The following is an 11179-nucleotide window of genomic DNA, read 5'->3' on the forward strand; positions in this document are numbered from 1 at the left end:
TCGCAATCAATGTTTGACCAGTGATAGCTCCACGCTATGGACTAACCTCCGCGAAGGCATCCGTAGGTAGTACTCGATTACGTGCGGGTACTCTTCCGGTCTCTACGTGGCTGTACTCGGAAACCATCGAGCACCCGGGGGTGGCTAACCAAGTAGTCGCCGGGGGTCTGCAAGTGCCGCCGGGGCGGTGCGCTGCGGCCAAACGGGAAACACTCAGTCCGCGGCCACGCTGCGGAGCTCATCGCGCCCCTTGATGTTGAGCTTCGCGTAGCTGCGGTAAAGATGGCCCTCAACGGTCCGGACCGAGACCTGCAGCTCGGCAGCGATCTGCCGGTCGCTGAGGCCGCGCAACGCCAGCGCCACGATGTCACGTTCCCGGCGGGTCAGCAGCCCGAGGCCGTCGTCCTGGCCCGCCGGCTCCTGGCCGGGGAGGCTCTCGGCGCGGTCCCGGCAGCGCTGCCGCTGCGCCGCTGCCACACGCTCCCGCAGCGTGTCGCCGGCCGCACGGTAGGCGCCGGCAGCGGCGTCGTACGCCAGCGCGGCGAAGCCCCAGAGCTGGGCCTCTTCGCAGCCCCTGGCGGCGTCGTTCAGCTCGGCGGGCCGCCCCGCCTCCAGCGCGCCGGCAAAGCCGCAGACGGCCGCAGCCCGGCGGCCCTCCAGCACCGGCCCGAGCTCGCGCAGCCTCACGGCCGCGTCCTGGTCGCCCAGGGCCAGCCTGAAGCAGAGCGCATCGAACTCCAGTCCCGCAGTGTTGCGGCCGGCGTCGGGCCGTCCCAGCCGCTTGAGCTCTTCCGACGCGCTGCCGTGACCGTCCAGCCGGGCCTTGCCGTACACCACGGCCATCTCGGCGAGCGTGCGCAGGTAGCGGGACACCGCCGGCCGGGCCGATTCGTAGTCCGACAGGAACTCCGCGGCTTTCTCCCGGACGCCGGCCTCGGCGGCGGCGGCAAAGGCCATCGCCGCCGTCAGGGAAAACAGCTGCTGCGGGTCGGCGACCCGCAGCGCCTCAAGAGCCGCACGCAGCGTCCGTTTGGCCTCGGCTGCCCTGCCCTGGTACAGCAAAATGATGCCGGTGGCCGCGTGGACCCCGCCGCCGAAGGAGATCAGGCTGGGGCCGAAAGCCGCCACGAATCCGCCCAGCGAGGATTCCGCCGCGCCCCAGTCTCCGCCGTGGATCAGCGCGGTGACGGCACGGACCGCCAGGAAGTCGGAGAGGAAGTACAGCTCGTCGTGGTCGGCGCCCGCCGCGCCAAGGGCAGCGGCGGCCGCAGCGTAGGCACTGTCCGGTTTGCCCTGCACCAACAGCTGCTCCGATTCAAGGGCAAGCCTGAAGGCCTTCTCGAGGTTGTTGGCCGGCCCGCCGTCGCTCCCGCCCGGGGCATCGCCGTCAGTCCCGCCGTCGCCGCCGGCGCCGCCGGCGAGGGCCAGGACCATGCTGCCGATCGTCCGCACCCGGTCCTTGGTGGCGGCCAGGATGGCTGCGGCGTCGCCGGGATTCTCCCCGGCCAGCCGCTCACCGGCGCCCAGCAGCGCGGTGGCCCGTTGCATGATGTCGGCCGGTGAGTGCCCCAGCGCGGACAGGACCGCAGCCCACAGCAGGGACCCGCTCAGCAGGCCGGCGACCGTCCGTCCCTGGGCGAAATCCGCCTCCAGGATGTCCCGCGCGGCTGCATGGTTTGAGGTGTTGTAGTACGTCCGGGCTATCACCGACCGCGCTGCGAGCTGCAGTTCCGGATCTTTGACCTGGGAAGCGGCCTTGCGGGCCAGTTCGTCTTCGAAGAGCCGGCTGGCCAGCACCGCGGCCCGGAGCAGCTGCCGGTCCTCGACCTCGACACCGCATTCCATGGACCAGCTCACATGGCGCAGGAGCCCCTCGGCCGAGGCCGGTTCCCGGTCCATTAACCGCAGCAGGGCTTGCCGGAGCTGGAGGCTGCGGGCAGGGGAAATCAGGTTCCGGAGGGTGTCGCCGTACACCGAATGCCACAACCGCAGTTCCGGGTCGGGTGCATCGGAGACCCGGATGAGTTCCTGTTCGATCAGGCCGGCAACGGTGGCTTCGTCCACCATGGCTTCAATCAGGCGCCTGGGCACCGGTTCGGCCAGCGCAACGAGGTTCAGGGCCTTCCGTTCCTGGGCTGAGCGCCGCAGCAGCTGCCGGCGGACGACGTCGGTCAGCCGTTCCCCGTGGCTGTTCAGTTGCCGGGTGAGCAGCCACACCCCGTTGCGCTGCAGCAGCGTTCCGTCGCTTTTCGCATCGTCGACCAGGCAGTTCAGCAGCAGCGGGTTACCGGCGGACGATTCCCAGAGGACCTCGTCGACGGCCGGCAGGACCTGGGGTCCCAGCTCCTGCGCCAGGAGCTCGGTCGTTTGTTCCTTGGTGAGCGGGCGCAGGTCGTGTCTTTCGGCAATCCCCTCGAACCAGAGCTGCAGGAGCGGCTCCGGCAGCCCCGGCCTGGCCGCCGCCCCGACAAGCAGTTTGGCCCAGCCCGCGGCGGCGAGCTCCCCAAGGACACCGGCCGTCGCGTCGTCCAGGTCGTGGGCGTCGTCCACGATCAGCAGTAGCGGCTTCTGGGTCGCCCGCCGCTCCGCTTCGAGGTAGCTCCAGAAGATCCGCAGCACCGCCAACTGGGAAGTAGCATCCTCCACCGGCAGGTCCACGATGAAGGGCGCCAGCACGCCGTACGGCACGTGGCTCAGGGCAGGGCTGCCGTGCAGGCGTACCGGCGTCACTTGGCCGTCAAGCTCCGCGGCGACGGCATCCATCAGCGTCGACTTGCCGATTCCGTGGTCGCCAAGCAGCAAAACGGCGACGTGGGTGCCTCCCTGGAGGGCCTCCACCGCAGAACTGACGTCCTCGGTGCGGCCGGTCAGGGCGCGGTGCTCCTCATCGGCGGGGGCCACCGCGCGGACCCTAGATGAGTCCAAGCAGATCACTCCGTGACGATACCCCGAGCTTGGTGAATACCTGGTACAAATGTCCCTCCACCGTTCGAACCGAAATCCCCACTTCCACGGCGATGTCCTTGTTGGTCACTCCGTTCCCTGCGAGGGCCGCGATTTGCCGTTCCCGTTCGGTCAGCAGGGGCCCCTTGCTCCGGGGCACGATCGGCAGCGCCGGTACCGATTCGGACAGGGATTCCAACATGGTGTGGGCCGCGGTCGCGCTCCCGGCCAGCCCGGCGGACTTGGCAAAGTCGAACGCGAGCGCCGCGCACCGGGCTTGGACGGCGTCGAGCTCAAGGGCAGCGGCCAGGCCGGCGGCCTCAAGCATCGTGACGGCGTCCTTCTTTCGGCTTCCCACCGCCACCACCCGGGAAAGCTCCGCGAGGGGGCCCTGCCGGTGCGCGGCGATGTCTTCCATGAACTGGAAGTCCTTGGCGGTGCCGTTGACGGTGGCGCCCAGCATGCAGATGCCGGCCAGCGTGAAGCGGCCATTCCGGTAGTGCCGTTCCGCGGCCTGGACCAGCCGGTCCTTGGCGTCCGGATCGCCCAGCCACCGGGAGGCCATGTCCATGCAAAACTCGGTCGAGCTGCTGACCACAAAGCGTGCCGGCCCGTCCGCGGACCGCGCGCGGTCCAGGTACACGGTGGCCTGCACTGAGTTCCCCATCTGCGCGTAGGCGAAGGCCGTGGCGGCGTAGGCCTGGCGCAGCGCGTGCAGGCTGGTCCTGACTTCCAGCTGGGCGATCGCGGCCAGCAGCGGGTCCAGGGCCAGGTGCCCCCGGCCCGCGTAGACATAGGCAAGACCGACGGCGAGGTCGGTGGCGGCGCTGCCGGAATGCAGGCCGTGCCCGGCCCGGCCGCTGGCGTCCTTGAGCATGTCGATGCTCTGCCGCCACTGGCCGGAGAGCAGCAGGACGTTGAAGGCCCGCCAGGCGAAGTTTTCGCGGATCCGCGGAACGTTGGACCATTCGCCCAGCTTGCCGCCGATGTCGCGCATCAGCTCGCGCGCCTCAACTTCCTTGCCCGTCACGCACAAGGCTTCCATCAGGATGATCGAGGTCCGGAGCCGGTGGACCGGGTTGAGGGCGTCGGCGTCGGCGTCCGTGGCGGCGGCCCGGAGCCGGTCCATCATCGGCTCGTAGTCGCCGATGAAGGACAGGTAGTTAAATTCGCACAGGTCCAGGCAGAGTTCGGCGCGGGCCAGGGCCTTCGTGCCGCCCGGGTCCCCCTCCTCGCGGAATTCCTGCAGCCTCAGCCGGGCCTGCCGGATAACCTCGGGGACCTTCCCGCAACGGTCCTCCAGCCACGCCATGCAGTCGGCCCGGGCCGCGACCAGCTCGGCGAAGGCCTCCGGCCCGAGCCGTTTGATCTGTGCCTCGGAGATGTCGTCGAGCGAGGACATCGCCTGGAGCGGAAGCCCCAGCTGCAGGTACGCCGCGGCTTTCTGCAGCTGCCCCTCCGCCCACTCGTTGTCGCCGGAGCTGATGCTGCCGGCGCATTTGAGCGCGAATTTCGGGTCGAACAGGCGGACGGCCGCCTGGGCGGCGGCCAGCGCGTGGGCCGGCGCCAGCTCGGCATGGCAGTCGTGCGTCCACGCCGCGTAGGCAAGCAGGTCCTCGACAGTGAGCTCCGCCAGCTGGTCTTCCTGGTGGCCGGGAACCTTGTCACGCAGTTCGAGCCGGCGCTCCACGCTGAGCCAGTTCCGGACAATGTCCCCCAAATACCGGTCCCCGAGCGTGACGAAGTGCCGGTCGGTGCGGTCGACGACGATCTGCCCCGCATCTTCCATGTCCGCTATCAGCCCGGGGCCGTACATCCTCGCCAGCCGGGACAGGGACATGGAGCGCGCGCAGGAGAGCACCTCGATGACCTCGCGCGCCTGCGGCGACTCCCTGGCGTACCGCGCCCTGACGATGTCCTCCAGGGCGGTCCTGCCGTCCAGGACGACCTCGTCGACCAGCGTCCACACCGAGCCGGACAGCACCAGGTTGCCCCGTTCGATCTGCTCGGAGACCACGGCCTGCAGCAGGGTGGGGCTGCCGCCCACGAGTTCATGCAGCTGCGTCGCCAGGGCAGTCGAGACCCGGTGTCCAAGGGCGGCCTGGAGCACCTGCTGGGTTTCGATCACGGTCATGTTCGCGAGCCGCACCTCAGCAAGCTGGCCCGAGGTGATGAGCCAGTAGAAGTCGGGCGGCAGGTCGGTGGTGCGCTGCGCGGTGGCGACCAGTCTGGCCGTGCCGGTCTGCAGCAGGTTCAGCAGGACCCCGGTGCTTTGTTCGTCAAGGGAACCCGCGTTGTCCAGCAGGATGATGCACTTTCGACCCGCGGCGTCATTGCGGATCAGCGAGGTGATGCCGTGCAGGATTGCGGTAGGTGATCCGAGGGCGCTTTGCGGCAGCCGGGCCAGGGTGAACGCGAGGCAGCCGTAGGGTGTGGCTGAGCCGGAGCCGGTGGTTCGCAGCTGCAGGGTGAAGACGTCGGAGCCGAAGCCCGCGAGGGCACTGCGCCCCACCAGGGATTTTCCTACGCCCCGGTCCCCCGTGATGACCACACCCATGCTGTCAGGCGCGGTGAGGGCGTTCCGGACACGGTCAGCGTCGGCACCACGTGCCAGTCCCGACCACGCGTGTCTGTTCACCGCCCCCGCGGCCTCTTGGACTTCGGCAGGTGCCAATGCAATGGAAACATTCCCCCAGCCCAGTGAATCCCTCGACATACAGTTTCCTCTTACCGCTCTGCGGCCGGCAATCCCCAGTCCGTCCGCCTAGAAGTAGCGTAACCCTATCCCCCGACAACAGAGTAGACAGATCATAACGGCATGGCCGGACGCTTGGAAAGGAAATCCGGTCCGTGAGACGGGGCAGGCGGCGTCCGGGTCACCGCGGTCGGGGCGTAGGGGCGGGAGTTACTGGGCTTTCGCGGGGTGGAATTTCTGTTGGGCCGTCTGTAGTCCGTCGCGCACCAGCGCCTCGACGGCGTCGGCTGCAGCGTCGATCAGGAAGGGCAGTTCTTTCTTCTCCGGCGTGGCGAAGTCCCGCAGCACGAAGTCAGCGGTGTCCATCCGGCCCGGCGGCCGACCCACGCCCACCCGCACGCGCAGGTAGTCCTTCGTGGCCAGCGCCTTGGAAATGTCACGAAGGCCGTTGTGGCCGCCCTCGCCGCCGCCGATCTTGAGTTTGACAGTATTAAAGGGAATGTCGATCTCGTCATGGACGGCAATGACGTGGTCCGGCTCGATATCGAAGAACTTCGCCAGCGCGGACACCGGGCCGCCCGAGACGTTCATGTAGCTCATCGGCTTGGCGAGCACCACCCGGGGGCCGCCGATGTCCAGCCGGCCTTCAAGGACCTGCGCCCGCGACTTGTGCGACTTGAAGCCGCCGCCGACCCGGTGCGCCAGTTCGTCGAGCACCATCTGGCCGACGTTGTGCCGGTTGTGGGCGTACTCGGAACCCGGATTGCCGAGGCCTACGATCAGCCAGGTGTCAGTCATGGATCCATCCTTCTTAGGGGCACGGGGTGCGGCGCGCGGGAGCGGAAACGACGGCGGCCGGGCCCCGTAGGGACCCGGCCACCTGAGAATACGCCGGAATTACTCGGCAGCAGCCTCGGAGGACTCTTCGGCTTCCGCGGCTTCGGCGGCCGGGGCCTCGGCGCCGGTCTCTTCTTCCTCGACGGCGATTTCGACGGCCTCGGAGATGTTGACGACCAGGGCTTCGGGGTCGGTCAGCAGCACGGTGCCCTTCGGCAGTACCAGGTCGGACGCGTGGATGTGCTCGCCGGCAGCGCGGCCTTCGACGCTGACCTCGACGGCGGTCGGCACGTGGGTGGCCTCGGCCTCAAGCGAGACGGTGGTCATCTCGAGGTTCTGGACGTTGCCGGGGGCAACGTCACCGGAAACGTGGACGTTGACGTCCACGGTGACCTTCTCGCCCTTGCGGACGGTCAGCAGGTCCAGGTGCTCGATGATCTGCTTGATCGGGTTGCGCTGGATGTCCTTGACCAGGGCCAAGTGCTCTTCGCCGTTGATGTCCAGGGACAGCAGGGCGTTGGCGGTGCGGACGGCCAGCGTGGTGGCCTTGGCCGGGAGGGTGACGTGGATCGGCTCGGCGCCGTGGCCGTAGATGACGGCCGGGATCTGGTTGGCCATGCGGGCGCGGCGGGCAAAGCCCTTGCCGAATTCGGTGCGTACTTCTGCTGCGAGCTTCTGCTCAGCCATGGGTGTCTCCTCTGGGACTAGCGGTGTTCAGCAAGGGCGGAGGTCTGTCAGCGACCTTCAACGCCGGGCGGCACGGCCGCCCTTCCGAAGGGAGATTCAGACCCAGTCGATAACGGAGACCAGCAGTCCGGCAGTCAAAGCCGGCGCTCTCCCTCGCCAAGGTATCGGATCGAGTTTAGCAGTGCCGGGCCCCGTCGCGAAAACGGGGCCCGGCAGGGCGGCTGCTACGCGTTGCCGTCGAAGAGGCTCGTGACGGAGCCGTCGTCGAACACTTCACGGATGGCCCGGGCGATCAGCGGTGCGATGGACAACACGGTGAGCTGCGGGAAATGCTTGCTCGCGGAGATCGGCAGGGTGTTGGTGACCACCACTTCGCGGGCTCCGGACTCGGCAAGGCGCTGCGAGGCCGGATCCGAGAACACGGCGTGGGTCGCCGCGATGATGACGTCCTTGGCACCGGCGTTCTTGAGCACCTGGACGGCACCGGAGATGGTTCCGCCGGTGTCGATCATGTCGTCGATCAGCACGCAGGTGCGTCCCTCGATCTGGCCCACGACGGTCTTGGAGACCGCCTGGTTGGGCACCGTGAGGTCGCGGCTCTTGTGCACGAAGGCCAGCGGCGCGCCGCCGAGGCGTTCAGCCCACTGCTCGGCCACGCGGACGCGGCCGGTGTCCGGGGAAACGACCGTGATCTTGTCCGAGCCTACGCGGGTGCGGATGTAGTCCGCGAGGAGAGGGATCGCCATCAGGTGGTCCACGGGGCCGTCGAAGAAGCCTTGGATCTGCGAGGTGTGCAGGTCCACGCTCATGATGCGGTCGGCTCCGGCGGTCTTGTACAGGTCGGCGACCAGCCGGGCCGAGATCGGCTCGCGGCCGCGGCCCTTCTTGTCCTGCCGGGCGTAGGGGTAGAACGGCGAGACCACGGTGATGCGCTTGGCGGAAGCCCGCTTGAGCGAATCGATCATGATCAGCTGTTCCATGAGCCAGTTGTTCAACGGGGCGGGGTGCGCCTGGATGACGAAGGCGTCGGTGCCGCGGACGCTTTCGCCGGCCCGGACGTAGATCTCGCCGTTGGCGAAGTCGTACGCGTCCAGGGGCAGCAGTTCGGTGCCCAGCTCCTTGGCGATCTCGCGCGCCAGCTCCGGGTGTGCGCGCCCGGCGGCAAGCACCAGCTTCTTCTCGCCGTGTGCCGTAATTTCGCTCATTTTTGCTAGCCCTCTTCTGTCGATGCCGGAGTACTGGAGGATGATGGGGTGGCGCCGGCGGCCTCGGCCAGCGCGGCGGAAATGGAGCCCGGGCGGTGCGAGACGACCCAGCCCTCGGAGTTCCGCTGCTTGGCCAGCGACAGCGCCAGGGCGCCCGCGGGCACGTCGTTGCGGATCACGGCGCCCGCGCCGCTGTACGCGCCGTCGCCGACCTGGACCGGGGCCACGAACACGGTGTTGGAACCGGTCCGCACGCCGGAGCCGATGAGCGTACGGTGCTTCTTCTCGCCGTCGTAGTTGGCGGTGATGTTGCCGCAGCCGATGTTGGTGTCCTCGCCGATCTCCGCGTCGCCGGCGTAGCCGAGGTGGGAGAGCTTCGAGCCGCGGCCGATCGTGACGTTCTTCGTTTCGTAGAACGCGCCGATTTTGCCGGTCTCGCCCAGGACGGTGCCGGGGCGCAGGTAGGTGAAGGGGCCGACGCTGGAGTTGGCGCCGATGACGGCGCCGGAACCGTGGGTGCGGACCACCTTGGCGCCCTCACCGATCCGGACGTCGGTGAGCGTGGTGTCCGGGCCGACGACGGCGTCGCGCGCCACGGTGGTGGCGCCGTGCAGCTGGGTGTTGGGCAGCAGGCGGACATCCTCGTCGAGGGCCACCGTGGCGTCGATCCAGGTGGTGGCCGGGTCGACGACGGTGACGCCGGCGCGCATCCAGGCATCGACGATGCGCCGGTTGTGTTCGGCGCCGAGGGCGGAGAGCTGCACGCGGTCGTTCGCGCCTTCAACCTGCCAGCGGTCCTCGGTGACGACCGCGGCGACCCGGCCGCCGGCGGCGAGGGCCAGCGAGAGGACGTCGGTGAGGTACTTCTCGCCCTGGGCGTTGTCGGTGGTGACGTGCGCCAGGGAGTCGCGCAGCGCTGCGGCGTCGAAGGCGTAGATGCCGGAGTTGATCTCCCGGATTTCCCGCTCGGCGTCGCTTGCATCCTTGTGTTCGCGGATGCCGGTGACGGTCCCGTCCGCGCCGCGCAGGATGCGGCCGTAGCCGGTGGCGTCGTCGAGGACGGCGGTGAGCACGGTGACGGCGTTGCCGTCCGCCTCGTGCACGGCGACCAGTTCGGACAGGAGTTCGCCGGTGAGGAGGGGCACGTCGCCGTAGGTGACGACGACGGTGCCGCTCAGCCGGCGTTCGGGGTGCAGCGCGTCAAGGGCCTCGAGGGCGGCTTCGACGGCGCGGCCGGTGCCGGGGACGTCGTCCTGGTCGACGATCAGGGCCTGCGGATCGATCTCGGCGATGTGCGAGGCGACCCGGTCGCGCTCGTGGCGGACCACAAGGGCCAGCTCACGCGGCCGGAGGGCGCGGGCAGCGTGAAGGGCGTGGCCAACGAGGGAGCGTCCGCCGATTTCGTGGAGGATCTTGGGGGTACGGGACTTCATCCGGGTACCGGCACCTGCAGCTAGGACAATGACGGCGGCGGGGCCGGTGTTCTCGGGGCTCACGTACGGGCTCTCCTTGCTCAGTGGCCTGACTAAGTGCCACTGCTCGGTCGATCTCAGTTGACCCGTGGGCGACAGCCAGGTGGTCCACCTCGTTGCCGGCGCCGCGTGTCCGTGCCGGACCGCATTCCGGTCGCGGCAACGTCTTCATCCTACTGGACTGCCGCCGGACCGCGCCCGCCGGGACCGGTCATGCCGGCCGCGCGCGGCAGTTCCGCCCATAGGACTCGAACCTATACTCCACGGCTCCAAAGGCCGGGGTGCTGCCATTACACCAGAGCGGACCGTGCCAGCGCGGCAAGCCGGTGGCACAAGAGACAATTCTGCCACGAAGGATGTTGCTCGTGCGACTCAGCGGCCGGGCGGGCGGCGACGGCTGTAGGGCATGATGGTGCTGTGAGCAACAGCGCAGGCGTGTCCGGAGGGGCGGACCACCGCACCGGCAGGCCGGTGCGGGCGCCGGGCTACATCCCCAGGACGCGGATGACCGGGCCGCAGCGCCGCATCCAGCTGATCGGCATCGGACGGGCACTCTTCGCCCTCCGCGGCCTGGACGGGACCACCCTCGAAGAGATCGCTGCTGCAGCCGGTGTCTCGAAGCCGGTGATCTACGAGCACTTCGGCTCCAAGGAGGGCCTCTACACCCAGGTGGTGGAGTACGAGTTCCGGATTTTGCTCGACTCCATCAACGATGCGCTCTCCGGGGAAGCCAAGCCGCGCGTCCAGGTCGAACGGGCTGCCCTGGCACTGCTGGGCTACATCGAGGACCGGACGGACGGGTTCCGGATCCTGATGCGCGATGCCCCGCCGTCGCAGCCCGAGGGCGCGTTCTCGACCCTGCTCTCGCAGGTGACAAAACGGGTGGAGCACATCCTGGCCGACGAGTTCGCGCACCGCGGCTTTGGCTCCGCCGACGGCGCCATGTACGCCCAGATGCTCGTCGGCATGGTGGCGATGACCGGCCAGTGGTGGCAGGAAAGCCGGACCCCGGACAAGCGCGAAGTCGCCGCGCACCTGGTCAACCTCGCCTGGAACGGCCTCACCGGCCTGCAAAAGGACCCGGAACTCCACAGCGAGGACTGAGTCTTCCGCCGCACGTGCCCCCACCCGTCCGCGGGACATGCCCTCCCTTGGTCGCGGGAAATGGACATACCGGCACTATGTCCATTCCTGAGCCCGGCCACCGGGCATGTCCAGCCGTCCTGGTCCGCGGCCACCCGAGGGGCATGCCCTCCCTTGGTCGCGGGCGATGGACATATCGGCACTATGTTCATTCCTGAGTCCGGCCGCTGGGCATGTCCCGTAGTCCTGCAGGGCGG

Annotated in this window: 7 protein-coding genes and 1 tRNA gene; 1 reads left to right on the forward strand and 7 read right to left on the reverse strand. The window is 68.7% G+C overall.

The genetic code is table 11. From position 1 onward, the window contains the following. Nucleotides 1-213: 213 nt before the first annotated feature. From ABIN76_RS15585 to ABIN76_RS15615, 7 genes are all read right to left on the reverse strand, one after another. The gene (locus ABIN76_RS15585; RefSeq protein WP_346960587.1) at nt 214-2901 is read right to left on the reverse strand and encodes a LuxR C-terminal-related transcriptional regulator; all 2688 of its coding nucleotides are present in this window, start codon (nt 2899-2901) and stop codon (nt 214-216) included. A 10-nt stretch (nt 2902-2911) separates the two neighbouring features. Continuing rightward, a complete protein-coding gene (locus ABIN76_RS15590) occupies nt 2912-5581 on the reverse strand; it encodes a LuxR C-terminal-related transcriptional regulator (RefSeq protein ID WP_346960588.1) in 2670 nt (889 codons plus the stop codon). Between the two features lie 267 nt (nt 5582-5848). Beyond that, on the reverse strand, nt 5849-6436 hold the full coding sequence (gene pth, locus ABIN76_RS15595) for an aminoacyl-tRNA hydrolase (protein ID WP_346960589.1): 588 nt from the start codon (nt 6434-6436) through the stop codon (nt 5849-5851). 99 nt (nt 6437-6535) lie between these two features. Beyond that, nucleotides 6536-7162, reverse strand: coding sequence for a 50S ribosomal protein L25/general stress protein Ctc (locus tag ABIN76_RS15600; protein WP_346960590.1), 627 nt, complete (start codon nt 7160-7162; stop codon nt 6536-6538). 224 nt (nt 7163-7386) lie between these two features. Beyond that, entirely contained in the window at nt 7387-8367 is a 981-nt protein-coding gene (locus ABIN76_RS15605) for a ribose-phosphate diphosphokinase (protein WP_346960591.1), read from the reverse strand. A 5-nt stretch (nt 8368-8372) separates the two neighbouring features. Then, entirely contained in the window at nt 8373-9863 is a 1491-nt protein-coding gene (gene glmU, locus ABIN76_RS15610; RefSeq protein ID WP_346960592.1) for a bifunctional UDP-N-acetylglucosamine diphosphorylase/glucosamine-1-phosphate N-acetyltransferase GlmU, read from the reverse strand. Nucleotides 9864-10072: 209 nt separating this feature from the next. Continuing rightward, a tRNA-Gln gene (locus ABIN76_RS15615) sits at nt 10073-10144 on the reverse strand. A 199-nt stretch (nt 10145-10343) separates the two neighbouring features. Between ABIN76_RS15615 and ABIN76_RS15620 the strand changes: the two genes are divergently transcribed. Continuing rightward, a complete protein-coding gene (locus ABIN76_RS15620) occupies nt 10344-10943 on the forward strand; it encodes a TetR/AcrR family transcriptional regulator (protein WP_346960594.1) in 600 nt (199 codons plus the stop codon). Nucleotides 10944-11179: the final 236 nt, after the last annotated feature.

Source organism: uncultured Arthrobacter sp. (genome assembly GCF_964021775.1).
In the GTDB taxonomy this organism is placed as follows: Bacteria; Actinomycetota; Actinomycetes; order Actinomycetales; family Micrococcaceae; genus Arthrobacter.